This is a genomic window from Brucella pseudogrignonensis, assembly GCF_002252525.1.
In the GTDB taxonomy this organism is placed as follows: Bacteria; Pseudomonadota; Alphaproteobacteria; order Rhizobiales; family Rhizobiaceae; genus Brucella; species Brucella pseudogrignonensis.
Genome location: NZ_NNRM01000037.1, coordinates 27,093 through 52,255 on the forward strand (window position 1 = coordinate 27,093; position 25,163 = coordinate 52,255).

Genomic DNA, 25,163 nt, shown 5'->3' on the forward strand with positions numbered 1-25,163 from the left:
AAGCCCTCTAAAGCCCCACGGCTTTGCGTAGTGCTTCGTTCATACGGCCCTGCCAGCCTTTGCCGCTGGCCTTAAAGCGTTGGACTACATCTTGATCAAGACGAATAGTTACCGGAGTTTTAGGAGTATCCAGTCGAGGGCGTCCGCGAGCTGCAATTGCCTTCTCCATTTTCTCCGCCATTTCGGGGAAAACTTCCTTAAATGGCTTCATACTGGATAGCTCTTCGTCGGTTAGCGGTGGGCTATCGACTGCGTCCCAATCCTCCTTGGTATAGCCGTGGGCTTCTGCATGTTTAGGTCTGAATTTGTTAGCCACTAGATTTTGCTCCTTTCGACCTTATTTGCTGTTCGCATGGAAATGATTGAAAGCGCTTCTGTTCCGAGAGTGATGAAGATGACAACAATCGTTCCATCAGCAAGACGGCCAATAGCTTTTAGCCGCCCTTGTTTTGTGCTGGCTACGTTTGCAGCCAAAAAGAATTCATAAGACAAGTCTGCAAAATCAAGCCCGTGCTTGGATAAGTTGGATTGTCTTTTTGGTTCGTCCCAAACGATGTTCATATAATGTACGTACATTAAATGGAAAGCGCAAGCAACAATAAAAGTACATACATTAAATATTTTGTGTAGGTACAGTCAAGCTCTTGCCATTTCAAGGGGAACTGAAACGGTATGTCATCCGATAATTGAGGAAAGAACAACTTGGCGCTTCGCCTTTCAGAGAGGGACAAAGCGGTAATCCTGCAGGTCGGCCCAAAGACGCACGCTGCAAGCTCGGGGAAAGCTTCTCGAAGACCTTTTGCATTCATGGGAAGCGCCAGGCCCGGGTGTCTATCAGGCGGTCATTGATTCCAAACCGGAAGCTTATTTGAAGGTCGTTCCGTCTTTGATGCCGAAAGACCTGAATCAACGTCGACCAGACTGGCGAGATGTCTGATGAGCAACGCCGTGAACGGCTCTGAAAACGCGACGCTACAATCAAAGCTTTCCTCACTTCGCATTCAAAAGATGGAAATCATGCAGGAGAGGGAGCGGCGACAGAGCATTAATCGACTTCGCTTTTAAAAACCCTATTCGCAACAGATTGAGTTTCACACTGCAGCCGCTTCTCACAGGGAGCGCCATTTTGTTGCGGCAACGAGCCTGGTAAATCATCCGATCATTCTGCTGGTTCTGAAAGCGGCAAACCTACACGCGATGGTGTGCAGCGCCTTTTGATGGGCCATCGGATCGGGAAGAGGAATGGGGACCGGCCTGCCGTTATCAGATACAGAAAACTATTAAAGAAGTGGGCGGGATTAGCGGACACAAAAGCAGCGCCACCACAACAAAAGCGCGTCTATCGTTCCTCTCCCCTGCATTGCAAAGCGTACTTTCCGTACGCCGCCAGAGGCGGGAATGATCGCTCCGATCTGTGGGTCGTTTGTTATGCTTTGCTCACACCAGGCCTTGCTGGCACACAGGCAACACAGACCCCAAATAGTGACGCGCCTGGCGCCACCGACACACCCACCCATGATGACAAGACCCCTGATGCCGGTCAGAACAGCCTGACCGAAGCGCAGGCCACCGAACTGTTCAACAAGGCCGGCTATGCGGAGCTCAAAAATCTCAAGCTCAACGAGCAGGGCCTGTGGGAGGCATCCTCAATGAAGGATGGCAAAACTGTCATGCTGACATTGGATGCCGAGGGCAAGGTGTCTGAGCATATGATGTAAATCATTGCCCCCGTTGCAGGAAAAGCCGCGTTAGCGGCTTTTTTTGTATGGGTATCGAAGCTGCGGGCGGGTTGAAGCATCCTCCCAAAAAGCGGTGCGCGCGTATCGCAGAGACGGCGCAACACCAGGACGGGGAACACAGTCCCCGCAACGAAGCGACCGCCACGGCGTCCCCCTACATCCGATCGGCCCTTTATCCTATCGGATGAGGGGCTCCATGCCGGACAAATCTTAATTCTGCACGGGTGGCGTCAGCGCTTTGAGCGCGTCGACAAACCGGATCATGGTCGGGGACAGGTTTCGACCTTCCATCGTCAGAATATGCAGGGCACTGGTCGCTAGAATAGGATCTTCGATTGGCACCAGCGCAATATCGAAGTCATTGCCGCGGACCAGGTCAGGGGAACCGGTGATCGAAGTTGTGCCCGAAGAAAAACTATAGGCACGCAGCATCGCCATCGAATTGGTCGAGAAGACAGGGTTGAAGGTAATTCCCTTTGCCGCCAGCGCCGCCTGTAGCAGGAGCCGCTGCGTCCGGTCCTCGTCAGGAACTGCCCATTGTTCGCCACGCAAATCATCCAATGTGACAGAGCGCCTGCCCGCCAGGGGATGATCGCTGCGCAGCGCGGCAAAGATGGGTCGCAAGGCGATGTGCTGAATGGCAATATCGGGGGGCGGTGGATAGCTATAGGTTATGCCGATATCCGCCGAGCCATTCTTGATGCGCGCACAGATATCAGGCGAGGTGCCCACCCAGACATGAAAATGCACCGCCGGATGTTGCTCGCGAAACGCCTCGATGGCAGGGGTAAGGCAATCCAGAGCAAACCCTTCATAACTCGCAATGCGAATGAGGCCATGCGATTTTCCGGCAAGTGCGCGCAGTTCCGACAGTGCCTCTTCCATACCGATTGCCAAGCGCTGCGTGCGTTGCAGCAGCAGTTCTCCCGCAGCCGTCAGCACCATGCCACGCGGTCGCCGCTCAAACAGCACAATGCCCAGCGACTCCTCGAGCTTGGCAATCTGGCGGCTGATGGCCGAAGTCGAAATATGCAGTCGTGATGAGGCTTCATGCAGGGAACCTGTCTGGGCGACTTCGCGAAAATAAACCAGCGATCGATGTTGCATGGACACCCTGTTGCACAAAATGCAACAGGGTGTCCACTTTAAAGCAATTGTTGCAACCCGTCGCTGCTGATAATTGCCTTCAAGACAGGTTTTCGGCGCATGTGCCTCGCCCGGCCAGCCTGCGGGCGGTAACCCCTTCATCGTAGCGGCTAGGGGGCGCGCCCATGACGCCAAAAAACCCTGCACGGCACCGCCCGACCATTATCCTGGAGGAAATGATGAACCCGTTCCTGTCCTATCTCACCACCCATGCCGACGATATGCTCAATGACCTCAAGGCGCTTGTCGAGCATCAGTCGCCAACCGAAGACAAAGCTCTGGTCGATGCCTGCGGCGCTTTTCTTTGTGACCTGTTCGCGCGCCATTTAAATGTGCAGCCTGAACGCTTCGCGCAGACGAAGGCCGGTGATCATCTGTTGTTCAAAATCGGACAGGGAAATCGCCGCACCTTGCTGTTGACACATTTCGATACGGTCTGGGACCTCGACCGTCTGGGGACCCGCATCGAAGACGGAAAATATTACGGACCTGGCGCCTTCGATATGAAGGGTGGCGTCATCCAGGGTATCTGGGCGTTGAAGGCATTGATCGCCGGCGACGCGCTCGACAATCACCAGGTCTGGTTCCTGTGCACCAGCGATGAGGAAACCGGTAGCTGGCACTCGCGCGCTCTGATCGAGGAAATCGCCCGACAATGTGATCAGGTTCTGGTGCTTGAACCGTCAGAGGAGGGGACTGGAAACCTCAAGATTGCCCGCAAGGGAACCGGTCATTTTCATATGCAGATCAAGGGAAAGGCCGCTCATGCCGGCAACAACCCGCTCGGCGGTGTCAGTGCCGCCGAAGAAATGGCCCGCCAGATCCTCAGGCTTCATGAACTGCAGGACCTCTCCAGAGGCACCACGGTCAATGTCGGTATCGCGCAGGCAGGCAACCGCATCAATGTCATCCCCGATCATGCGAGCCTGTCGATCGATGTGCGTGTCACCTCGCTTGACGAAGCGGAAAGGGTCGAAGCGGAAATCCGCGCATGCCCGGTTTTTCTGGACGGCGCCCAGATCGAGATTTCCGGGGGTCTCAATCGCCCGCCAATGGAACTCAACGCGCGCAACAAATCCCTGTTCGAGCAGGCCGTTCGTGCAGGTACTGCCCTCGGCATGACGGTTTCGGGCAGTGCGGTCGGTGGTGGAAGCGATGGCAATTTTACTTCGGCGCTTGATATTCCGACGCTGGATGGTCTGGGTGCCGAGGGCGGTGGCCCGCATGCCGAATACGAGCATGTGACCATAGCTGGGCTTCCGCGCCGCGCCGCGCTGATCAGTCAGATCATCGCTAACAGCTGAGCTATTTTGACGAGGGAGGCGGTGTGATCAGCCGCCTCCGAAGGAGGAAACACATCCCATGACTGCATCGCCATCACCCGCGGCCCCCAAAAAGGGCCTCAGTCTGCAAAATCCTTACGTTCTTCTTTTCTGTATGCTGGTTCTGGCCGGGATCGGCACCTGGATCATTCCGGCTGGACAATATGCGACCGAAGTCCGCAATGGCATCTCCTTCTCGGTGCCTGGAAGCTACCATGGTGTTGAACAGCATCATGTCTATCCGCAGGCGCTGTTTCTGGCCATTGCCGAAGGTCTGATCAAGAGTGCACCAATTGTCTTCATGGTGATGTTTACCGGCGGCGCTCTGCATGTGCTTGAGCAATCCGGTGCTGTGCATCACATGCTCAACGGCATCGCAAAAAATCGCAGGCTCAACGATCTCACCCTGATTGTCCTGTTCTGCGTGGTTTTTTCGGTATTGGGCACCACCGGTATCGTCGTCAATTCGGTGATCGCATTCGTGCCCATCGGGATTATGGTGGCGCGCTCAATCGGCATGAACAAATTGTTCGGGATTTCACTGGTCTATATCGCCACCTATACCGGCTATAATGCATCGATTTCGGCACCGACATCGGTCGGCCTTGCGCAGCGACTTGCCGATGTTCCACTCCTCTCAGGCATCGGCTTCCGCGTCGTCATATTCCTGGCGTTCCTGCTTGCCACCATCGCATTCCTGTGGCTATACGCGCGTAGCCAGCGCAAGACTTCACCGCGCCCCAACGAGATCGAGGATGGCGAAACTAAGAGCGATGCAGCCCCCGGTCAACGCGCCCGCTACTGGCTCGCCCTGCTGTTTACGGCGCTGTGCCTTGGGGGCTTTATTGCCGGAGCCGTCACGCTCAACTGGAGCGAAAAGGAAATGCTTGCCATGTTTATCATCATGGCAATCGGTGTCGGCATCATCGCTCGCATGTCTGCCGATGAGATCGCCAAAGGCTTTCTCAAAGGCTGTTCACAGCTTGTTATCGGCGCATTCATCGTTGGCCTGGCGCGTGCCATCTCGATCATTCTCGAACAGGGCATGATCCTCGACACGATCGTCTCCTATGCGGTGCTGGCGCTCGACGGGTTGCCCCGTTCCCTTTCCGCGATCGGCATGTATGTCAGCGCGATGATCATGCACGTGTTCATCTCGTCTGGATCTGGTGAATCCGCAGTTTTGATCCCGGTCTTCACACCGCTCGGGGATATTCTGGGGATTACCCGGCAGACCACCGTCCAGTCAGTGGTTTTTGGCGAAGGGGTCGTCAACTGCATCAATCCGACATCCGGTGTGCTGATGGCAATCCTTGCCACATCCGAGGTTTCCTATGGAAAATGGGTGAAATTCATCGCCCCGCTTGTCATCGCCTGGGGTTTGATCAGTGCGGTCTTTCTCTATATCGCGGTCCAGATCCAATGGGGCCCGATCTAACCGCGCTTCTCGGTTAAAGGCGTGATCAAAGCGCTGGCAATCGACAAGTCGAATGCCAGCGTCGCTACGAAAGAGCACGCGCGGCTGGTCAAGCGGTTGGTGAGGCGGTTTGCCAGGCGTTTGGTAGGAAGGGTGCTTGACAGAACACGCCGCGTCGCCGATTGTAACTGGACCACTGGATAGACCAGTGTATCAGTGAGGTCGAGTTTGAACGCTGCGCATGATCTTCTCCTCGACAACAAGGCTGGGCTCGGACGCAATCTGGAGCGTCGGTCCATGCGTGACGTGATCGCGGACAAGATCGGCGCACTGATCGCATCGGGCCTGCTCAGTGTCGGCGATGCGCTTCCGGGCGAGCGCGAATTGGCGAGCGCTCTTTCTGTCAGTCGGCAAACAGTGCGCGGTGCCATCCAGATTCTTGCTGCCCATGGTATCCTCGATGTGACGCAGGGCGCCAGAACGCGGGTTGCCCGCGCCGAGCTCGGCGGCCTGTCGATTGGCATTACCGCCCAGATCAATGTCGATCGCTATGATGTTCACGCCGTCCATGCGGCGCGTATGCTGGTCGAACAACAAATAGTCGGTGACGCAGCACAGCGTATTTCCCAGGACGCGCTTGCGCGCCTGCGGCTTTCGCTCACAGCGCAGGCTGCCTGCCTCAATGATCCCGTCCGCTTCCTCATCTGCGACCGCGAGTTTCATGTCACCATCTATCGCGAATGCGGAAACCCGCTGCTCGCAGACATCGTCACCGATCTCTACACCTATATGATGGAGCATCGCCGCCGCGCGGTTGCCAGGCCAGGGGCGCTTAACGGCAGCTTCTCCGACCATCAGAAAATCCTCGCAGCGCTTGAAAATCGCGACCGCGCTGCAGCAATGGCGGCCTTCGCAGTCCATGAGCAACGTATTTACACCTCCACACAGAAATCGCTGGCCGCGCGCGCTCAGCAGGTCTCTGCCCCAATCACGGCTTCCCAGCCGTGACTGCCTTAGCAGCAAGTTGAAAAGGGTTGTTTGAATGCATGTCTTGATTATCGGTGCAGCCGGCATGGTCGGACGAAAACTGACACAGGCCATCGCAGCAGTCCCAGCGATTGACGGCATGCCGGTGGAAAGGCTCACTCTGGTCGATGTCGTAGCGCCACAAGCCCCCATCGGATTTGACGGCAATGTCACCTGCAAATCCGCCGATATCTCAGACCCCCGTATCGCCCCCGCACTGATCGCAGATCGGCCGGATCTGATATTCCACCTGGCCGCCATCGTCTCGGGCGAAGCGGAGGTGGCGTTTGAAAAGGGCTATGCCATCAACCTTGATGGCACCCGTTTCCTGCTGGAAGCCATTCGACAACAGGGCGAAATCGCAAGCTACAGACCGCGGCTGGTGTTCACATCCTCCATCGCGGTGTTCGGCGCGCCTTTCCCCGATCGGATCAATGACGAATTCTTTCTCACCCCGCGCACCAGCTATGGCACGCAAAAGGCAATCGGTGAATTGCTGCTGGCCGATTATGCCCGCAAGGGCTTACTCGATGCGATTGGTATCCGTCTGCCCACCGTGTGCATCCGTCCTGGAACGCCCAACAAGGCAGCCTCCGGATTCTTCTCCAATATTCTGCGTGAACCACTCATTGGCAAGGAAGCGATCCTGCCGGTCGCCGATACCGTCAGGCACTGGCATGTCAGCCCGCGCCGGGCCGTCGGATTCCTGCTGCACGCAGCCACAATCGACACCGCGCGGCTTGGACATCGCTGTGTGCTTAATATGCCTGGTCTTTCCGCCACCGTTGGCGAGCAGATCGAAGCGCTGCGCCGGGTCGCCGGTGATCGGGCCGTCGCGCTGATCCGCAAGGAGCATGACCCGCTGATCGCCAGCATCGTCGATGGCTGGGCCCAGGATTTTGACGCCGCACGCGCCCTTGAACTGGGCTTTGTCGCAGACAGCTCCTTTGACGAGATCATCAATATACACATCGAAGACGAACTGAAAGGCGAGCTGAAAGAGGGGGTAAATTAAGGTGAGCGATCCACAGACAGTCACCATCATCGGCCTCGGCTCCATGGGTTTTGGTGCCGCAACCGCGCTGTTGCGCGCCGGCTTCCGCGTCAACGGCGTTGATCTGCGCAGCGACGTCCTGCAAGAGTTTGCGGCACTGGGTGGTACCGCCTATGCGACCGCAAAGCAGGCCGGGGCAAGCGATATCGTGTTTGTCTTCGTCGTCAATGCCGCGCAGGCGAAAGAAGTGCTGTTTGGCGGTGACGGGGCCTTGAACCAGGCCCGGCAAGGCACCGTCTTCGTGCTGTGCGTGACAATGGAGCCGAGCCATTGTATTGAAATTGCAGCCGAACTCGAAGCCGCCGGAATGCTGGTGATTGATGCGCCGGTCTCCGGTGGCAAGCAAAAAGCGGCAACCGGCGAACTCACGGTGATGGGCTCGGGATCACAACAGGCCTTCGACAAAGCCGCCCTGGCGCTTGAGGCGATTGCCGCCAAGGTCTTCCATCTCGACGACAAGCCTGGAACCGGTTCCAAGGTCAAGATGATCAACCAGTTGCTGGCCGGTGTTCATATCGCTGCAACCGCCGAGGCGTTGACACTTTCCGCCCGGCTCGGCCTTGATCTGGGCACGGTCTTCGATGTAATCCGTGTGTCGGGCGGTGCTTCCTGGATGTTCGAAAACCGCGGGCCCCACATTGTCGAGGGCGATTATGCGGCGCGTTCGGCCGTCAATATTTTTGTCAAGGATATGGGGATCGTTGCCCGCGAGGCCGCGGCGCTGGGGGCCAGCACACCGCTCAGCGAAACGGCACTCTCGCTGTTTCGTGAGGCTTCGGAAGCAGGGCTTGGACTGGAGGATGACGCAGCCGTCGCCAAGATCCTGGCGCATAAGAGCGGCGTGATGCTGCCCGGCATGGGGGCTTAAATCATGGCAATTGCCTTGGGCGCGATCGCAGATGATTTCACCGGTGCCACCGATCTTGCGGCCTTGCTGGCGCGCAGCGGCTATCCGGTCTCGTTGCGGCTCGGCCTGCCTGATAAAGACGCGCCGGTTGCCCACGTTTCCGCCATTGAAATCATCGCCCTTAAAATCCGCACCGTGCCGCGCGAGCAGGCCGTCGCGCAGGCTCTTGCAGCTTATGACTGGCTCAAGCAACGCGGCCTCAACAAGCTTTACTGGAAATATTGTTCGACCTTTGACAGCACGGCTGATGGCAATATCGGCCCAGTCGCCGAAGCGCTGATGCGCGCTACGGCCGCAGAACAGGCCATTTACTGCCCCGCATTTCCTGAAAACGGCCGCACTGTGTTTATGGGACATCTTTTCGTGGGCGACAGGCTGCTCAGTGACAGTCCGATGAAGGATCATCCGCTGACGCCGATGCGCGATGCCAATCTGCTGCGCCTGCTCGCGCCGCAATTGCAAGGCCAGGTCGGCCTGGTGAACCGGTTGACCATCGCCAAAGGCGTCAAATCCGTGCGGGCAGCGCTTGATGCGCTCAAAGCCAGCGGCATCGGCCATGTGGTGATGGACGCGGTAGCGGATGCTGATCTTGCCGCCATTGCCACAGCGACGCTCGATTTGCCCTTGCTCACCGGCGGCAGTGCGCTGGCCATGCCATTGCCTGCGCTTCTTCACGAAAAAGGTCTGCTGCAAGCGAAAGGCAGTACGGCAGCACCACCGGATCTCGGCGCAGGCCAGATCGTGCTTTCGGGCAGCTGTTCCGCCATGACCCTTAAGCAGGTGGCAGCGTTTGAAGACCAGGCGCAAAGCTATCGGCTTGACCCGATCCGGCTTGCGGAACCAAATGGCATTCGGGCGGTCACCCAGTGGCTGCAAACAGTGCCGCTCACAGCACCCAAATTGATCTATGCAAGCGCGGATGCGACCTCCGTGAAAGCCGCGCAGGCCGCACTTGGCGCTGAGCGTGCAGGACAGATTGTCGAGCAAGCGCTCGCTGAAATTGCCGTCGCAGCCTTTGCCCTTGGCATTAGACGCTTTGTGGTCGCCGGCGGTGAGACCTCCGGCGCGGTCGCCCAGGCGCTCGGCGTCGCAAAGCTGCGCGTTGGCCGGGAAATTGCACCGGGCGTTCCCTGGACCTATGCCACAACACAGGGTGCGTCGGTCGCACTCGCCTTGAAATCCGGTAATTTCGGCACTCCCTCCTTCTTCCGCGATGCCTTGAATATGCTGGAGGCGGGATGAGCGAAACAACAAAACTGCGCGAAACGATCTGTCTGTTGGCAAAATCGATGTATGATCGCGGTCTCACTGCCGGATCGTCTGGCAATATCTCCGCCCGCCTTTCCGATGGTCGCCTGCTCGTGACCCCGACGGGAAGCTGCTTTGGGCGGCTGGATCCGCAGCGATTGTCGCTGTTTGATCAGGAGGGCCGCCTGCTCGACGGTGATCCGCCAACCAAGGAAATGCCGCTGCACACGGCTTTTTACGAAACCCGTGGTGCCCGCGCGCAGGCCGTCGTACATTTGCATTCCTGTCATTCGGTCGCCTTGTCACTTTTGCCCGATACCGATCCCGACAATATGCTGCCGCCTTTGACCCCCTATTCCATCATCAAATTGGGGAGGGTGAAAATGCTGCCCTATTTCATGCCGGGGGATCCGGCGATCGGGGCGGCGATCAAGGGGCTGGCGGGAAAGCGCAGTGCTGTGATGCTAGCCAATCACGGTCCTGTGGTGGCAGCCCGCGACCTGGAAGCCGCCGTCTACGCCATCGAAGAGCTGGAGGAAACCGCAAGGCTCGCTTTGCTGACCCGCGGCATGCGGCCCAATGCGCTCACCAGCGCGCAAATCCTGAAGGTCGTCGAACAATTTGATGTGGAATGGGACTAGAATGGTGCGGTTTTCTGCAAATCTCGGCTTTCTGTGGCAGCAGCTGTCGCTGCCCGATGCGATCCGCGCGGCCAAGCAGGCCGGTTTTGACGCGGTCGAATGTCATTGGCCTTACCGACATTCTGCAGCCGACATTCTGGCAGCGCTTGATGAGACCGGGCTGACGATGATCGGGTTGAATACCGCCCGGGGCGATGTCGAGGCGGGCGACAATGGTCTGAGCGCCCTGCCGGGTCGTCAATCAGAAGCGCGGGCAACAATCGACCAGGCGATCGATTACGCCGTGGCAATTCGCTGCGTCAATATTCATGTCATGGCCGGACGCGCAAAGGGGGATGACGCGCACAGGGCGTTCCTCGACAATCTGCGCTATGCCTGCGCGCGCGCATCCGAACACGGCATCACCATCCTGATCGAACCGCTCAATGATCGCGACGCTCCCGGCTATTTCTTAAACAGTTCGGGGCAGGCCAAAGCCATCATCGACGCGCTGCGCCTGCCCAATCTGAAACTGATGTTTGATTGCTATCACATCCAGATTGTCGAGGGCGACATCAGTCGTCGTCTTGCGGCGCTGTTGCCCATTATCGGCCACGTGCAGATTGCCTCGGTTCCCGATCGCGCGGAGCCCGATCAGGGTGAACTCGATTATCGCTTTATTCTCAACAGACTAAAAAGTATGGGATATTCGAAACCCATCGGCGCGGAATACCGTCCGTCGGCCGATCGCCAGGATGGGCTGAAATGGCTGCAGATATTGCGCCAGTCTACGCAGAATAAGGTCGCACCGACTGCGATCAACCGGTCAAGAGAACAAAAGGGAGGCCAGGGATGAATGAGGATGGTGTGGTACGGCGTAAACCGGTAGCACTGGTGACAGGTGGGGGGACAGGCGTGGGCCGCGCCATTGCAAAAGCATTGGCACTTGCCGGCTATCAGCTCATCATTTCAGGCCGGCGCACCGCCGTTCTGGAAAAAGCGGTGGCGGCCCTTAGCGCCGAAACCAACGGCAGTTTTTTAGCCGTGGCCGCCGATGTCAGTGATCCTGTTTCTGTCAAAAACCTGTTTGACACGGTCGAAAGAAGCTTCGGCCGGCTTGACCTGTTGGTCAACAATGCCGGAACCCTGGTGCCCGGCGTTGCGCTCGAGGACGTCAGCTTCGATGATTGGACCGCCATTGTCGGCGCCAATTTGACCGGCGCCTTCCTATGCACACAGCAGGCTTTTCGCCTGATGAAGGCACAAAATCCACGCGGTGGCCGTATCATCAATAATGGCTCGATCTCGGCAACGACCCCGCGCCCCAATTCTGCCCCCTATACAGCGACCAAACACGCCATCACCGGTTTGACCAAGTCCACTGCGCTCGACGGTCGCAATTTTGATATTGCCTGCGGCCAGATCGATATTGGCAATGCCGCCAGTGAGATGACGCAGAAAATATCGACCGGTGTCGTTCAGGCCAACGGCACCATGGCTGCAGAGCCAACCATTGATCCGGTCCATATCGGCAACGCGGTTGTCTATATGGCGGGCCTGCCACTGGATGCCAATGTCTTGACCATGACCGTCATGGCGACCAAGATGCCCCTGGTCGGTCGCGGCTGACCAAAACTGCAATCAACAAAGCGAAAGGAGAAAAAAGCACCAAAATGCAAACGTCGGAAGTGAGGAGCCGGCGGTTCATTTTCTCAATCATTCAAATCATTGATCACATTCTGGGAGGAATTGCATGGCAGCTGTTGCGTTTGCTGAAGTCAAAAAGTCTTTCGGCACCTTTCCTGTAATCAAAGGCGTGAATATCGATATTGAAGATGGCGAATTCGTCATTCTCGTCGGCCCGTCCGGCTGCGGAAAATCCACCCTTTTGCGCATGCTGGCGGGGCTGGAAAATATCTCCGGTGGGGAAATCCGGATCGGCGGTCGTACCGTTAATAATCTGCCCCCCAAGGAACGCGATATCGCGATGGTGTTCCAGAACTACGCGCTTTATCCGCATATGACGGTCGCAAAGAATATGGCATTCTCCTTGATGCTGAGTTCTGCGCCGCAGGCAGAAATCGACGAGCGGGTCAACTATGCGGCCGGCATTCTCGGTCTGACCAATCTGCTTGATCGCTATCCACGCCAACTCTCCGGCGGACAGCGCCAGCGCGTGGCCATGGGTCGGGCAATCGTCCGCGATCCGCAGGTCTTTCTGTTTGATGAACCGCTCTCCAATCTGGATGCCAAGCTGCGCGTTGCCATGCGCGCCGAAATCAAGGAGCTGCATCACCGTCTTAAAACCACCACCGTCTATGTCACTCATGACCAGATCGAAGCCATGACAATGGCCGATAAGATCGTCGTCATGCATGATGGCCGCGTCGAGCAGATAGGCTCGCCGCTCACACTCTATGATCACCCCAATAATCTGTTCGTTGCCGGCTTCATCGGCTCGCCGGCCATGAACATGATCAAAGGCACGATCCATGCAGAGGACCCGGCAAGCTTCATCGCGGAAGACGGAATGCGCTTGCCGCTTGCTCGCCCCTATCCGCAGGCGGTCGGCCAAAGCCTCGTCTATGGTTTGCGGCCCGAATATATCCGGCTTGACGCGGCCGGCATGAAGGTGCCGGTCGCGGTGATTGAACCCACCGGTTACGAAACCCAGATCGTGGTCAGTTTCGGGGGCAGCGAAAATACCTGCATTTTCCGCGAACGCGTCGATGTCCGCCCAGGGGAAACGATTTCCGTTTCCATTGATCCGGCCAATGTTCATCTGTTCGATGCCCAGGACGGGCACAGACTGACGGACTGAACAGCCGTTGCGTAGCGGGGAGGGAGCCCGCGGTACGATCAGCACATAGCATCAGACGACATCTCGGCATCCGCACCTTGGGACAGCGGCTGCCACGGATGAGAAGTCCCATCTTTGGAGGAGGAGCATGATGACTATCAGAAGAAGGACATTCCTTGCAGGAACCGCAAGTCTTGCCGGTGCTGCAGGCCTCTCTGGCCTCGGCTTTCAACCCGCATTTGCCGCCGAACCAGATTACAAGCCCGAAGAGGGCGCCAGTCTGCGCCTGCTGCGCTGGACGCCCTTCGTGAAGGGCGATGAAGAAAGCTGGATCGCCAATACCAAGAAATTCACCGAGGCAACCGGCGTCGAGGTTCGCATCGACAAGGAAAGCTGGGAGGATATCCGGCCAAAGGCCGCCGTGGCCGCCAATGTCGGTTCAGGGCCCGACATGGTCATGTGCTGGTTCGATGACGCCCATCAATATCCCGACAAGCTTGTCGACCTGACCGAACTCGGCAGCTATCTTGATGAAAAATATGGCGGCTTCTACGATGGCCTGAAAGGCTATGCGGTACGTGAGGACAAGTTCATTGCCATGCCGCTGACGGCGATCGGCAATGCCATTGTCTATCGCGACAGCCATATGAAGAAAGCCGGCTTCAGCGAATTCCCGAAAGATACCGCGGGCTTTCTCGAACTTTGCAAGGCCATGAAAGCCAACAATACGCCAGCCGGATTCCCGCATGGCAAGGCGGTCGGTGACGGCAATAATTATGCCCATTGGCTTTTGTGGAGCCACGGTGCGCAAATGGTCAATGAGAAAGGCGAAATCACCATCAACTCGCCCGAAACGCTCGCTGCGCTCAATTATGCCAAGCAACTCTATGCCACCTTCATTCCAGGCACCGAAAGCTGGCTGGACATCAATAACAACCGCGCATTCCTCGCCGGACAGGTTTCCCTCACCGCCAATGGCGTCTCGATCTATTACGCTGCAAAGAACGATCCGAAGCTCGCAGAAATCGCCGAGGATATGCGCAGCACAAACTTCCCAATCGGTCCGGTCGGCAAGAGTGTGGAACTGCATCAGACCAGCTCGCTGCTGTTGTTCAAGCATACAAAATATCCCGAAGCCGCAAAGGCTTACATCAAGTTCATGATGGAAGCCGACCAGATGAACAACTGGATCAAACAGTCGAGCGCTTATTGTTGCCAGCCGTTGAAGGATTTCGCGGACAACCCCGTCTGGATCGACAACCCGATCCACGCACCCTATGCGCGTGCATCCGAAACGCTGCGGCCGAACGGTTATGCGGGGCCACTTGGATATGCGTCGGCGGCCGTGATGGCGGACTACGTTCTCGTCGATATGTTTGCGTCAGCAGTAACCGGTGCTGAAACACCGGAAGATGCCATGGCAAGCGCAGAAAAACGGGCCAATCGATATTACCGCGTCTGATCCTGGTGATTGAGAGGCGAAGGGTCGTCCGGCGCCTCTTTTTCGATTTTCTGTTCTGGAGATGTAATCCATGGCAATGACGAATTCAAAAAATCCCGGAAATGAAAGCGGGCTTGAAAACCCTTCCCGACCACGCTTGGGGAATAATCGGGATGTGCTTGGCTTCCTTTTCATGCTGCCAGCGGCGGTCTTTCTGCTTTGCTTCCTCACATACCCCCTGGGCCTGGGTGTCTGGCTCGGCTTCACGGATACAAAAATCGGGCGAGATGGAATATTCATTGGTCTGGAGAACTACGAATTTCTCTGGGACGACAGCGTTTTCTGGCTCTCCGTATTCAATACGGTACTCTATACATTTGTTGCTTCAGTATTGAAGTTTGGGCTCGGACTATGGCTCGCATTGTTGCTGAATGAAAACCTGCCGATAAAATCGTTTTTCCGCGCCATAGTTCTTTTGCCCTGGGTTGTTCCGACAGTGTTGTCGGCTCTGGCGTTTTGGTGGATCTACGATTCACAGTTTTCCATAATTTCTTGGTCTTTGATGCAGATGGGGCTTATCGAGCAGCCGATCAACTTCCTCGGAGATCCAACGAATGCGCGGTTGTCTGTAATCGCCGCAAATGTGTGGCGCGGAATTCCATTCGTTGCGATTTCTTTGCTTGCAGGTCTGCAGACTATTCCCGCCTCTCTTCAAGAGGCAGCCTCACTGGATGGCGCGTCGAGCTGGCAACGCTTTCGCCATGTCACGCTGCCCATGCTCACCCCGATCATTGCCGTGGTGATGACCTTCTCGGTGTTGTTCACGTTTACCGATTTCCAGCTTATTTACGTTCTTACAAAGGGTGGCCCGGTCAATGCGACACACCTGATGGCTACGCTTTCCTTCCAACGCGCAATTCCTGGTGGCCAGCTCGGCGAAGGAGCTGCAATCGCGGTGGCGATGATACCGTTTCTGCTCGCGGCAATCATGTTCTCTTTCTTTGGTTTGCAGCGACGCAAGTGGCAACAAGGCGGAGGGGACTGAGCATGGAGAAGACTATGAAAACCGGGAACCAAGCATCCGGCACGCTCACCGACGACACGCAAGGCATGTCATATCTCAACCGTCTACCAAGACGGGTAGTCACAGTCTATATCCCGATAGCACTGTTTATTTTCGTGTTGCTATTTCCATTTTACTGGATGGCTATCACTGCCGTAAAGCCTAACTCTCAGCTGACAGACTATAATAATTACAGCCCTTTCTGGGTCGTTGACGCGACATTCGATCATATCAAATATCTGTTGTTTGAGACCTCTTATCCCGGGTGGCTATGGAACACGATGTTGGTTGCAACAGCGGCAACCTTCATATCGCTTGTCACATCCATCCTCAGTGCTTACGCGATTGAACGTATTCGCTTTACAGGCTCCCGCTCGGTCGGGCTGCTGATTTTCCTGGCGTATCTCGTTCCACCGTCGATCCTATTTATTCCACTGGCATTCATTGTTTTCAAACTTGGGATCTACGACTCGCGCCTGGCTTTGATTTTCACTTATCCAACGTTCCTCATCCCTTTCTGTACGTGGTTGTTGATGGGGTATTTCCGCTCCATTCCCTTCGAGCTTGAAGAGAGTGCATTGGTTGACGGAGCTAGCCGTTGGCAAATATTGTGGAGGATCATTCTACCGCTGGCTGTGCCGGGCTTGATATCTGCAGGCATATTCGCTTTCACTCTATCTTGGAACGAATTTATCTACGCGCTGACCTTTATTCAGTCGTCAGAAAACAAGACAGTGCCGGTTGGGGTTCTGACTGAACTTGTCCGCGGTGATATTTTCGAATGGGGAGCGCTGATGGCCGGTGCATTGTTCGGATCGCTGCCGGTGGTTATCCTCTACTCATTTTTCGTGGACTATTACGTTTCGTCCATGACGGGCGCTGTGAAAGAATAGCTTTATCGCCTCAACAAAAAGAGGCTCGATTGAGCCTCTTTAAACGCTAAAACTGCAATAGGCGTTCAACCTTGCTCTAAATGATTCCGAACGGCCAGATCTGCCATCGCCAAAGCAGCCTCGCGCGTGCGAGCTGCTGCGATAAAGCGGCCATTATGGCAGAAGGTTGCGCCTTGCACGCCACACGCAGCCTCGAGATCACCGTTCGTCAGGCCAGCCCAGGCCACCGGTAAATCAGCTCGCAATTCAAATCCATCATCTGATTTACGAATACCAGTGAGCCCCCAGTCGTGACTGCGCGGGTGAACAACGAATAGCAAATGTTCTGCTTCCGCTTTGACAATGGCCGAACGGAATGGCATCCCGATTGGAAGTTCGAGAACCTGGCTTGCACCGGCAGCCTCGATTGCGTTCAGAACAATCGTTTCGGCTCGTAATTTGGCTGCTAGCCCTGCAATCTTTGCTTCAACAAAGCTACGCGCTATCGTGAGCGCATGTTGAAACGCGCAGTCATCTGCATCTGGCCGCCTATCATCGAAGACTGGCTTCAATGTTTCCAGAAGCGTAGGCAAAATGAGCCCGGCAAGTTGTCCTGCTACTGCAGGACTTAGTTCGCCATTGTCTACGAGATCGATCGGTAGAACATAGCTTTCATCAAACGAGGCGTGAATTATCGCGATGTCTTTTTCAGGAATGCCGGCAGCCGCGAGGTAATCTCGTCCATAATGCTGCCAGATCAAACCAAAAGAACTCAAGGCCCGGCCGTCATCACGACGAGGCGCCCCGCGTTGATGGTGGTCATAAATGCGTGCCGTGTGGTCATAGGCCCCACCAACATCATAAATGATGCGATCATGGTTTGGCGTAATCCATTCAGGATCACGGCTTCGAATGAGTTTAGCGTTCGGAAAAAGCTTGGTGAGGATAACACTCGACATCAACTCGTCGGCATGAAAGCCCCCTGAGTGAGTGACGATGAATTCAGGAATCATGCGGAAAACGCCTCGTAAGTATTTGGGATAGGCCCATTACCCGCTCTGATAGCTGTTAAACCCTGTGAGCTCAAGCGCTCGTCATGCTTTTCACTGAGCTGCGCTGGGGGGCGCAATATGCCGACTCGTCTCCCTCCCATCAGCAGTATTTTTGCTTATTTCGACAATGCCTGCGGACATATAAAAATCTGTCATATAAATATGATAGCTAGAAAAATTATCAAAAGAATCGATGTATATAATAATAAGAATCTGATTCTTGCTCTATAAATCGGCATTTATACTATATTTAAGTCAGATTTATGAAATATTGATATAATAAGCCATAAAATAAATTCACTAAAAATACACAATATATTTATTGATTCAGACTTTTTATATTCTATAAGCCCTCGCGTCACACCTCGCTTATGGAGTTATTTTATGAGGGTTAAGAATTTTCTCTGCGCTTCGGCTGCAGTGTTTTCTTTCGCATCGGTCGCGCAGGCAGCGGATGCAATTGTTGCACCAGAGCCAGAAGCTGTAGAATATGTTCGCGTTTGCGACGCATACGGTGCGGGCTATTTCTACATTCCAGGTACTGAGACCTGCCTGCGTATTCATGGCTATTTGCGTTACGACATTAAAGGGGGCGATAACGTCTACGCAAAGCGTCTGTCGCAGCTCGACCGCGATACCTATGACATGAAGTCTCGTTTTGAGCTTCGTTTCTCCACCGCATCCGAAACTGACCTTGGCACTTTGAAGACCTATGCCGACGTCCGTTACGATTGGAACAACGGCGATAATGGCGCCAGCGGCCAGCTCCGCTTTGCCTATATTGAACTCGGTGGTTTGCGTCTCGGTCTTGATGAATCGAAATTCGTTACCTTCACCGGATACCTCGGCGACGTCATGAACGACGACGTCATTCTCGCCGGTGGTACGCGTACGAATGCTATCAGCTACACATTCAAGGGCGCCAACGGTTTCTCGGCTGTCGTTGCTCTCGAACAGGGCGGCAATGGCGATTCTGATGTCAATGTCACGATCGACGATTACACCCCGCATGTCGTTGCTGGCCTGAAGTTCGCTCAGGCCTGGGGTTCGATCGCCGGTGTCGGTGCCTATGACGCGCTGAACGAAGAATGGGCCGGTAAGGTTCGCCTTGATGTCAACGTCACCGAGCAGTTCTCTGTTTGGGTCCAGGGCGCCTATAAGTCAAACGACGACAACTACACGGTCACACAGCGCTTTGCTGATGGTAGCTGGCGTGGCGTTCGTCGTATCGACAGCTTCTACGGCACTTGGGGTGGCGACTGGGCTGTCTGGGGTGGCGCGAAGTTCAAGGCGACCAAGCAGGCAACCATTAACGTTCAGGCAGCTTACGAAGATGCTGGTCGTTTCGCAGCAACCGCAAACGTTGCTTACACGCTTGTCCCTGGCTTCACTGTCACGCCGGAAATTTCCTACACGAAGTGGTCGGATGATCGTTCCGAACTCAAGGGTGAAAAAGCCTGGCAGGGAATGGTTCGCTTCCAGCGTTCGTTCTAATCGGATCGTTCGTTCGGATTTGATACCCTCCAGTCAGATTTGAAACGATGGAGTAGCGGCTTGAAAAAGCCGCTACTTTTTGTTGGATAGCTCTGACCTACAAGGGCTGAAGCATATGCCGTATGACGGGTGGCGTGTCGCCTAAATGAAACGTGTTCAATGTCTTTTGATCAAGCTGATCTGAATGGGTGACACGAGCATGCTGGCGCTGATGTTCGATCCAGCTTTCGACGATGAAGGCTTCGACCACACGACCGGGCACTGCAACATCTTCCCAAACATCCCAGCGGATAGCGCCATCGCGGTAACGGACTGCACTGAACTTGCGAAGAGCGGTGGTAAACTCAGCAATACGCTGTGGTTCGATCCTGTATTCGATTTCGATCAGGACCGGGCCGCGATCACCTTCGGGACGCACCGCAACCACGGGCTCTGCCCAATGGTTTGAAGGGGCGAGGTCGGTGGTCTGGTCTTTTGGCAGCTGCCAGATGCGGGCCAGTATAAGAGATATCACCAGAGCAATGGCTGCTACGACGAGTGCGGTTGTGACATTGAAGCGCGATGCGATCGTACCCCAGATGATGCTGCCGCCGGTCATAGCGCCCTGGAACACCAGAAGATAGACGGCGAGAGCGCGAGCCTTGACCCAGCCAGGTGCTGCCATTTGTGCAGCAACATTGAGCGAGGTCAGCATGCCGATCCATGCAAGGCCAGCAAGGAACATGACAGCGCCACCGACCCATGCGTTTGGCACCAGAGCCAGTGTCAGGGTAGCAAAAGCAAACAGCAGTGTTGCCCAGATGGAAATGGTGTTTGCAGCGACGTTCTTGCGTAGCTTCTTGAGAATGAGCGCACCGAGTACTGCGCCTGCACCCATACAGCCAAGAAGAGCACCATAGCCCGCAGCATCCAGGCCGAGTTCGCGGCGGCCAACCAGTGGCAGCATCGCCCATAAGGCACTGCCGAACAGGAAGAAGCCTGCGGAACGTATCAGAACGAGGCGCATCGCTGCCGAGTGGCGTGCATAGCGGTAGCCTGCGCGCAGCGCGCCAATAAAATGCTCTGGTGGAAGAGCGGATTCGGTTGGTTTGCGTTTCCAGAAAAAGATCACGCTCAAAACCGCGATGACGGAGACAGCGTTGAGGGCAAAAACGGCTGGAATGCCCGCCACTGCAACAATGACACCGCCAAGGGCCGGGCCGATGGCGCGGGAAATATTGACGCCGAGGCTGTTGAGCGCAACCGCGTCGGGCAATGCCTGCTTGTCAACGAGTTCCGGCACGATCGCCTGAAAGACAGGGGCGCTCAGCGCTGCTGATATGCCGAGGACGAAGGTCACGCCAAGTAGCACCCAGGGTGTGGTGAGACCAGCCAGGGTCAGCATTGCCAGTGTTGCAGCACCGACGAGGCCCAGAGCCTGCGCACCCAGAAGCAGTTTTCGGCGGTCGACGATGTCAGCCATGGCACCGGCAGGCAATGCCAACAGAAACATCGGCAAGGTTGTGGCTGCCTGAACGAGCGCCACAAACATCGGGCTTGGCGAGAGCGAGGTCATCAGCCAGGCAGAGCCAACATCGTTCATCCAGGTGCCGATATTGGAGATAATGGTGGCGATCCAAAGCGCTCGGAAAACGCGGAAGCTCAATGGGCCGGTTGCAATGTCCTGTTTGGGAGGAGTGGCGGCAGTCATCCTGTTTCCTTTTCGAGAATTCAGATGCTTTGAAAGGGAGAAATCAAATTGGGAGAATAGCATCCAGCGCATGGTATCGATTGTACAATGCGACTTGATGGTCCTGGCCCGGCTTTTGTACCGGGCCGTGCCTTACTTAGAGCGCGTTCTAACGCGCATCTTACCCGAAAACCGTTTCACACTTTTCGGGATGCGCTTTAAAGCGCAGGCTTTGGCTCGAGGCGTGGGCCTTTGTGCTGGCTGCGCGATTGTGCGCCATGGACCATGGTGTAAGCGTAATCGACGCCCATGCCGTAAGCCCCTGAATGTTCCCGCACGATGTTCATAACGGCATCATAGGTTTCGCGATGTGCCCAGTCGCGCTGCCATTCTAGCAGCACCTGCTGCCAGGTAACAGGGATAACGCCGGCCTGAACCATGCGGTCCATCGCGTAATCATGCGCTTGCAGCGAGGTTCCGCCCGACGCATCGGCGACCATGTAGATTTCATAATCGGTGTCATTCAGCGCTGAAAGAGCAAAAGTGGTGTTACAAACTTCGGTCCAGAGGCCCGAAACCACGATCTTCTTGCGGCCTTCAGCAGCACCTTTTGCAAGCGCTTCGCGCACTTTCAGATCGTCCCACGAGTTCATCGACGTGCGTTCGAGAAGGGGGGCTTCCGGGAAAACATCAAGCAGTTCCGGATAGGTCTGGCCGGAGAAGCTGTCGGTTTCAACCGTGGTAATGACGGTTGGGATGTTGAAAACCTTGGCTGCCTTTGCCAGTCCAACAGTATTATTCTTCAAAAGCTGACGGTCGATCGACTGCACGCCGAAAGCCATCTGTGGCTGATGATCGATGAAGATGATCTGGCTGTTGGATGGGGTAAGAACTTCGAGCTTGTTGGACATGGCTATCTCCGTCTGGTTTTACGTTTGTGGTGAGGATCGCTTGCGTGACACTCTGCGACCGTGTTGAACCCAAACTAGACGGATCTATAATTGATCACAATTGCTACAATAATTGTTATTAAATTGCGAAATACGTAATAATGGCCACAATGTCGTGTTAAGACCAAAACGAAAAACCCCGACGAGCTTACTCGCCGGGGTTTATCTGGCTTCGTTGCGTTCACGGCGAGATCGTCTGATCAGGCAGCGCGCAAAAATTTCTTCAGGCTTTCAAGCTCGGTCGGGCGGATTTCATGTCCGCCGGGCGCAATCAGCGATGTCACATCCGCACCCTGTGCGCTGAACCATTCAATCAGGCCCTTCGACAGCTTCAACGGCGAGATCGGATCAACTTCGCCTGCTGTGATCAGAATGCGTTTGCCAGACAGCTTCGGTTGCGGGTCCGGTGTCCACGGAATCAGTGGATGCATGAGAGCCGCGCGGTCAAACAGGCTGGGATCGGAAAACAGCATCGATGCCAGAATGTTGGCACCATTTGAATAGCCGAGCGCCAAGATCTCGCGTTCCGGGTTTAGCTTGCGGACCGCGCTTATAAAGCCGAGCATTTTTTCGGTGCGCAGATGAAGGTCATCCATATCATAGACGCCTTCGCCGGTGCGACGGAAGAAACGATTGGCTCCGAATTCCGAGACGTCGCCGCGCGGCGCAACAATGCCTGCATCGGGCAATATCTGCTCGATCAATCCGGTAAACTGGTGTTCATTGCCACCCGTTCCGTGAAAGGCAATGACAACCGGCGAACCGGCAGCACCATCGCGGCGGAAGCTGATATATTCATTTTTCGTCATGATTAACCTCCAAAGGAGGGCGCCTCCGGCACAGCCGGAGGCATCCAGTTATTGAGTTGTCAAAGGCTCGAGATTGGCTTCGATGCGATCACGATAGGCCTCATAGCGGCTTGGCAGTTTGAGTGCTTCGCCCAAATGTGCGGTATCCTCGTCGCGGTCAAAGCCGGGTTCGTTTGTGGCAATTTCAAACAGCACGCCGCCCGGGGTGCGGAAATAGATCGCCCAGAAATAATCGCGGTCGATCACCGGCGTGACATGATAGCCCGTGTCCATCAGTGCCTTGCGCACTTCAAGCTGTGCAGCCCGGTCCGACACCGCGAAAGCGATATGGTGGACGGAACCCGCCCCCTGACGCGCAGCCTGTGCCGAAGGCAGGGCTTCGAGGTCGATCGTATCAGCGCCATTGCCATTGGGCATGATGAAGCGGCTCACATTGCCTTCGGTTTCTGCGCGTTGATAGCCCATGAAGGTGAGCAGTTCGGCACTGGCATCAATATCGTGAAGCCGCATGCGTGCGCCACGGAAGCCGCGGATCGCCACATCCTCGGAGACGCCGGCGCCGATCCAAGGCGCACGGTTGTCGTCCGCGCTCTCAACCAGCGCAAAGCCATCGCCATCCGGTCCCTCAAAACGCAGCCGCTCGGCGCCAAACAGCTGATCGGCTTCAAGGCCAGTAACATCTTTGGCGACAAGTCGATCTTTCCAGAAACCAAGCGACCCCTTTGGTACGGCAAACTCGGTTTCACCAACTTCCCCGACTCCCGGACGACCCCGAACGATGTTGGGAAATGGGAAATAGGTCATCACCGAGCCTGGAGTGCCAATTTCATCGCCATAATAGAGGTGATAAACACTGGGTTCGTCGAAATTGACGGTCTTCTTCACCCGACGCAGGCCCAATGTGTCGGTAAAGAACTGATTGTTCTGGCGCGCATCCGCAGCCATGGATGTGACGTGATGTAGGCCCTTGATCTGGTTCAGCATGATTTTGCCTTTCCGCGGTTAAGCCGCTTTTGCAATCTGTGTTGAGGGCAATCTAAGGTGCGGAATAATTGATATCAATTGTCATTAATATTGTGATTATGTTGCAAGAAATGCAATAATGGCCTTGGGGATCCGGGATCTTGAGCCGAAAATATCCGCGGCTCTCACTTTGGCGTGATCCTGGCAATGGCGGTGGAAAGCGCAGTAGATTTTTCACACTTTCCTCCGCGAAGCAGCTATAGCAGCCCACAAGCCAAGCGCTTGGGGATGGTTTGAAGAAAGGCGATTTCGCAATCACCCGATGGTCAGGGCGATCTCAACGCGCTGTCGCCCAGTTCCCCATCGTCGCGGCTGTCTGGATTGCACAGACCGTGCGCTGTGAGATCCCATATATCCCCATATATCCCCATATACCCCATGTCCTCTTACCCTTTCAGAATGCCAGAAATGTCCACGCCCTCATTGTCCAATGACACGCCAAACGACACCCAGACCTCGACGCTTATTGGCATGTTCGCCATTCCGCTCTGGAGTGTCTCCATCGGCTTTATACGTTCGGTTTCAGAAATATTCGGACCGATCGCCGGTGCCGCCCTTATTTATACAGCAAGTGGCCTGGTCGCGGCTCTGGTGCTGGGCCTGCCAAGATTGCGCGCGCTCTATAATCCCGGCCTCTGGTGGTGTGGGCTGTTGTTTGTCGGCTATGAAATATCGCTCGCGCTCGCTATTGGATTGGCCCATGATCGCGATCAGGCGCTGGAACTGGGCATGATCAACTATCTGTGGCCGAGCATCACCGTGCTGTTCGCCGTTCTTAGCAAGCAGCAGCGCGGGTCCTATCTGCTGGCGATCGCGCTGCTGCTCTGCCTTCTTGGTATCGGCTTCGTCATGAAAGGCGACAGGAACCTGTCCTTTCAAAGCTTTCTTTACAATATGTCTGGCAATCCGCTGGCTTATCTATATGCGCTTTCAGCCGCGCTTTTGTGGGGTCTTTATTCGGTTGTTACCCGCCACTATCATAGCGATAGGACAGCAGTGCCCTTTTACTTTCTCATCACCGCTGCCATTTTGTGGGTCAAGTTTTCACTCAGCGCAGAACCGCGGCTGCAACTGGATTTGAGCGGTCTGGCGCAGGTATTCATCTTTGGCTCGATGTCCGCGACCGCCTATGCCTGCTGGAACCGCGGCATTTGCCGCGGCAATATTTCGCTTCTGGCCACGCTGTCTTATTTCACGCCGGTGCTTGCCGCGGTCATGACCTGCCTGTGGCTGGGGATTCGTCCCGGCATCGCATTGTGCATAGGCGTCGCGATGATCACGGCCGGCTCGCTGATGTCATGGCGCGCCTCGCGCCCGAAATCATGACGCGCACAACTACCCAAAATTGGTTCTATTTTGGACCGTGACGCTTCCGTCACGGTCTCACCAATCCCGTAAAACATGTCTTTTTTCGATATTTTTAGACTATTTTTCATGGCGAGACCTTCGTTTTGGCGTCGTGCTGCGAGCAATGCTGGCATTTTCTCAATTGACAACCACCAATTCCGGTG

At 55.5% G+C, this 25,163-nt stretch carries 25 protein-coding genes; 17 read left to right on the plus strand and 8 right to left on the minus strand.

Going from position 1 to position 25,163, the window contains the following annotated elements:
* Positions 1-7 precede the first annotated feature (7 nt).
* Positions 8-316 carry a BrnA antitoxin family protein gene (locus tag CEV34_RS15610; RefSeq protein ID WP_064322579.1) on the minus strand — a complete coding sequence of 103 codons (309 nt, stop codon included), beginning with the start codon at positions 314-316 and terminating at the stop codon, positions 8-10.
* Positions 316-561, minus strand: a complete 246-nt coding sequence (locus CEV34_RS15615; protein ID WP_094543984.1) for a BrnT family toxin — start codon at positions 559-561, stop codon at positions 316-318. The genes CEV34_RS15610 and CEV34_RS15615 overlap by 1 nt, the downstream gene beginning before the upstream one ends.
* A 125-nt stretch (positions 562-686) precedes the next feature.
* Between CEV34_RS15615 and CEV34_RS27740 the strand changes: the two genes are divergently transcribed.
* The gene (locus CEV34_RS27740) at positions 687-872 is read left to right on the plus strand and encodes a DUF5681 domain-containing protein (RefSeq protein WP_374891711.1); all 186 of its coding nucleotides are present in this window, start codon (positions 687-689) and stop codon (positions 870-872) included.
* A 561-nt stretch (positions 873-1,433) separates the two neighbouring features.
* Positions 1,434-1,718: a hypothetical protein gene (locus tag CEV34_RS15625; protein ID WP_235819081.1), complete on the plus strand. Its 285-nt coding sequence runs from the start codon at positions 1,434-1,436 to the stop codon at positions 1,716-1,718.
* A gap of 231 nt (positions 1,719-1,949) precedes the next feature.
* Here the strand turns inward: CEV34_RS15625 and CEV34_RS15630 are convergent, their stop codons facing one another.
* Positions 1,950-2,846 (minus strand): LysR family transcriptional regulator, encoded by an 897-nt coding sequence (locus CEV34_RS15630; RefSeq protein WP_094543930.1) that lies wholly within the window; start codon positions 2,844-2,846, stop codon positions 1,950-1,952.
* A gap of 164 nt (positions 2,847-3,010) precedes the next feature.
* On the opposite strand from CEV34_RS15630, the gene CEV34_RS15635 reads away from it, so the two are divergent.
* From CEV34_RS15635 to CEV34_RS15695, 13 genes are all read left to right on the plus strand, one after another.
* Positions 3,011-4,189 carry a M20 family metallopeptidase gene (locus tag CEV34_RS15635; protein ID WP_235819082.1) on the plus strand — a complete coding sequence of 393 codons (1,179 nt, stop codon included), beginning with the start codon at positions 3,011-3,013 and terminating at the stop codon, positions 4,187-4,189.
* Positions 4,190-4,247: 58 nt separating this feature from the next.
* Positions 4,248-5,645: a YfcC family protein gene (locus CEV34_RS15640; RefSeq protein WP_064323221.1), complete on the plus strand. Its 1,398-nt coding sequence runs from the start codon at positions 4,248-4,250 to the stop codon at positions 5,643-5,645.
* Positions 5,646-5,921: 276 nt separating this feature from the next.
* Positions 5,922-6,632 carry a FadR/GntR family transcriptional regulator gene (locus tag CEV34_RS15645; RefSeq protein WP_235819086.1) on the plus strand — a complete coding sequence of 237 codons (711 nt, stop codon included), beginning with the start codon at positions 5,922-5,924 and terminating at the stop codon, positions 6,630-6,632.
* A gap of 34 nt (positions 6,633-6,666) precedes the next feature.
* Positions 6,667-7,665 carry a D-erythronate dehydrogenase gene (denD, locus tag CEV34_RS15650; RefSeq protein WP_094543933.1) on the plus strand — a complete coding sequence of 333 codons (999 nt, stop codon included), beginning with the start codon at positions 6,667-6,669 and terminating at the stop codon, positions 7,663-7,665.
* A gap of 1 nt (position 7,666) precedes the next feature.
* Entirely contained in the window at positions 7,667-8,572 is a 906-nt protein-coding gene (gene ltnD, locus CEV34_RS15655; protein ID WP_094543934.1) for an L-threonate dehydrogenase, read from the plus strand.
* A gap of 3 nt (positions 8,573-8,575) precedes the next feature.
* A complete protein-coding gene (gene otnK, locus CEV34_RS15660; RefSeq protein ID WP_064323218.1) occupies positions 8,576-9,853 on the plus strand; it encodes a 3-oxo-tetronate kinase in 1,278 nt (425 codons plus the stop codon).
* Entirely contained in the window at positions 9,850-10,500 is a 651-nt protein-coding gene (gene otnC / locus CEV34_RS15665; RefSeq protein WP_094543935.1) for a 3-oxo-tetronate 4-phosphate decarboxylase, read from the plus strand. Before otnK ends, otnC begins: the two co-directional genes overlap by 4 nt.
* 1 nt (position 10,501) lies before the next feature.
* Positions 10,502-11,335, plus strand: a complete 834-nt coding sequence (locus tag CEV34_RS15670) for a hydroxypyruvate isomerase family protein (RefSeq protein ID WP_094543936.1) — start codon at positions 10,502-10,504, stop codon at positions 11,333-11,335.
* Positions 11,332-12,108, plus strand: a complete 777-nt coding sequence (locus tag CEV34_RS15675; RefSeq protein ID WP_064323215.1) for an SDR family oxidoreductase — start codon at positions 11,332-11,334, stop codon at positions 12,106-12,108. The genes CEV34_RS15670 and CEV34_RS15675 overlap by 4 nt, the downstream gene beginning before the upstream one ends.
* A 124-nt stretch (positions 12,109-12,232) precedes the next feature.
* Complete coding sequence (locus tag CEV34_RS15680; protein WP_094543937.1) at positions 12,233-13,300, plus strand: ABC transporter ATP-binding protein; 1,068 nt, start codon at positions 12,233-12,235, stop codon at positions 13,298-13,300.
* A 130-nt stretch (positions 13,301-13,430) separates the two neighbouring features.
* Complete coding sequence (locus tag CEV34_RS15685) at positions 13,431-14,741, plus strand: ABC transporter substrate-binding protein (protein ID WP_094543986.1); 1,311 nt, start codon at positions 13,431-13,433, stop codon at positions 14,739-14,741.
* A 70-nt stretch (positions 14,742-14,811) separates the two neighbouring features.
* Positions 14,812-15,765: a carbohydrate ABC transporter permease gene (locus CEV34_RS15690; protein ID WP_374891705.1), complete on the plus strand. Its 954-nt coding sequence runs from the start codon at positions 14,812-14,814 to the stop codon at positions 15,763-15,765.
* Between the two features lie 2 nt (positions 15,766-15,767).
* Positions 15,768-16,676 (plus strand): carbohydrate ABC transporter permease, encoded by a 909-nt coding sequence (locus CEV34_RS15695; protein WP_007880360.1) that lies wholly within the window; start codon positions 15,768-15,770, stop codon positions 16,674-16,676.
* 65 nt (positions 16,677-16,741) lie between these two features.
* On the opposite strand, the gene CEV34_RS15700 is transcribed toward CEV34_RS15695, so the two are convergent.
* Positions 16,742-17,668, minus strand: coding sequence for an MYG1 family protein (locus CEV34_RS15700; protein ID WP_007880356.1), 927 nt, complete (start codon positions 17,666-17,668; stop codon positions 16,742-16,744).
* A 423-nt stretch (positions 17,669-18,091) separates the two neighbouring features.
* On the opposite strand from CEV34_RS15700, the gene CEV34_RS15705 reads away from it, so the two are divergent.
* Positions 18,092-19,201, plus strand: coding sequence for a porin (locus CEV34_RS15705; protein ID WP_064323213.1), 1,110 nt, complete (start codon positions 18,092-18,094; stop codon positions 19,199-19,201).
* Between the two features lie 97 nt (positions 19,202-19,298).
* Here CEV34_RS15705 and CEV34_RS15710 read toward each other — a convergent pair whose 3' ends face one another.
* From CEV34_RS15710 to CEV34_RS15725, 4 genes are all read right to left on the minus strand, one after another.
* Positions 19,299-20,891, minus strand: coding sequence for an MFS transporter (locus CEV34_RS15710; RefSeq protein WP_094543938.1), 1,593 nt, complete (start codon positions 20,889-20,891; stop codon positions 19,299-19,301).
* Positions 20,892-21,088: 197 nt separating this feature from the next.
* Complete coding sequence (locus CEV34_RS15715; protein ID WP_064323211.1) at positions 21,089-21,781, minus strand: hydrolase; 693 nt, start codon at positions 21,779-21,781, stop codon at positions 21,089-21,091.
* Positions 21,782-22,020: 239 nt separating this feature from the next.
* Entirely contained in the window at positions 22,021-22,629 is a 609-nt protein-coding gene (locus CEV34_RS15720) for an alpha/beta hydrolase (protein WP_094543939.1), read from the minus strand.
* 48 nt (positions 22,630-22,677) lie between these two features.
* Entirely contained in the window at positions 22,678-23,613 is a 936-nt protein-coding gene (locus CEV34_RS15725; protein WP_094543940.1) for a VOC family protein, read from the minus strand.
* A gap of 447 nt (positions 23,614-24,060) precedes the next feature.
* On the opposite strand from CEV34_RS15725, the gene yddG reads away from it, so the two are divergent.
* Complete coding sequence (yddG, locus tag CEV34_RS15730; protein ID WP_094543941.1) at positions 24,061-24,978, plus strand: aromatic amino acid DMT transporter YddG; 918 nt, start codon at positions 24,061-24,063, stop codon at positions 24,976-24,978.
* Positions 24,979-25,163: the final 185 nt, after the last annotated feature.

What these genes read in the sequence shown, in the direction of transcription:
- CEV34_RS15615 (WP_094543984.1), bottom strand. Translation starts at nt 561, where the DNA reads ATGAACATCGTTTGGGACGAACCAAAAAGACAATCCAACTTATCCAAG.
- CEV34_RS15630 (WP_094543930.1), bottom strand. Translation starts at nt 2,846, where the DNA reads ATGCAACATCGATCGCTGGTTTATTTTCGCGAAGTCGCCCAGACAGGT.
- CEV34_RS15635 (WP_235819082.1), top strand. Translation starts at nt 3,011, where the DNA reads ATGACGCCAAAAAACCCTGCACGGCACCGCCCGACCATTATCCTGGAG.
- CEV34_RS15640 (WP_064323221.1), top strand. Translation starts at nt 4,248, where the DNA reads ATGACTGCATCGCCATCACCCGCGGCCCCCAAAAAGGGCCTCAGTCTG.
- CEV34_RS15645 (WP_235819086.1), top strand. Translation starts at nt 5,922, where the DNA reads ATGCGTGACGTGATCGCGGACAAGATCGGCGCACTGATCGCATCGGGC.
- denD (WP_094543933.1), top strand. Translation starts at nt 6,667, where the DNA reads ATGCATGTCTTGATTATCGGTGCAGCCGGCATGGTCGGACGAAAACTG.
- otnK (WP_064323218.1), top strand. Translation starts at nt 8,576, where the DNA reads ATGGCAATTGCCTTGGGCGCGATCGCAGATGATTTCACCGGTGCCACC.
- otnC (WP_094543935.1), top strand. Translation starts at nt 9,850, where the DNA reads ATGAGCGAAACAACAAAACTGCGCGAAACGATCTGTCTGTTGGCAAAA.
- CEV34_RS15670 (WP_094543936.1), top strand. Translation starts at nt 10,502, where the DNA reads ATGGTGCGGTTTTCTGCAAATCTCGGCTTTCTGTGGCAGCAGCTGTCG.
- CEV34_RS15675 (WP_064323215.1), top strand. Translation starts at nt 11,332, where the DNA reads ATGAATGAGGATGGTGTGGTACGGCGTAAACCGGTAGCACTGGTGACA.
- CEV34_RS15680 (WP_094543937.1), top strand. Translation starts at nt 12,233, where the DNA reads ATGGCAGCTGTTGCGTTTGCTGAAGTCAAAAAGTCTTTCGGCACCTTT.
- CEV34_RS15685 (WP_094543986.1), top strand. Translation starts at nt 13,431, where the DNA reads ATGACTATCAGAAGAAGGACATTCCTTGCAGGAACCGCAAGTCTTGCC.
- CEV34_RS15690 (WP_374891705.1), top strand. Translation starts at nt 14,812, where the DNA reads ATGGCAATGACGAATTCAAAAAATCCCGGAAATGAAAGCGGGCTTGAA.
- CEV34_RS15695 (WP_007880360.1), top strand. Translation starts at nt 15,768, where the DNA reads ATGGAGAAGACTATGAAAACCGGGAACCAAGCATCCGGCACGCTCACC.
- CEV34_RS15700 (WP_007880356.1), bottom strand. Translation starts at nt 17,668, where the DNA reads ATGATTCCTGAATTCATCGTCACTCACTCAGGGGGCTTTCATGCCGAC.
- CEV34_RS15705 (WP_064323213.1), top strand. Translation starts at nt 18,092, where the DNA reads ATGAGGGTTAAGAATTTTCTCTGCGCTTCGGCTGCAGTGTTTTCTTTC.
- CEV34_RS15710 (WP_094543938.1), bottom strand. Translation starts at nt 20,891, where the DNA reads ATGACTGCCGCCACTCCTCCCAAACAGGACATTGCAACCGGCCCATTG.
- CEV34_RS15715 (WP_064323211.1), bottom strand. Translation starts at nt 21,781, where the DNA reads ATGTCCAACAAGCTCGAAGTTCTTACCCCATCCAACAGCCAGATCATC.
- CEV34_RS15720 (WP_094543939.1), bottom strand. Translation starts at nt 22,629, where the DNA reads ATGACGAAAAATGAATATATCAGCTTCCGCCGCGATGGTGCTGCCGGT.
- CEV34_RS15725 (WP_094543940.1), bottom strand. Translation starts at nt 23,613, where the DNA reads ATGCTGAACCAGATCAAGGGCCTACATCACGTCACATCCATGGCTGCG.
- yddG (WP_094543941.1), top strand. Translation starts at nt 24,061, where the DNA reads ATGTCCACGCCCTCATTGTCCAATGACACGCCAAACGACACCCAGACC.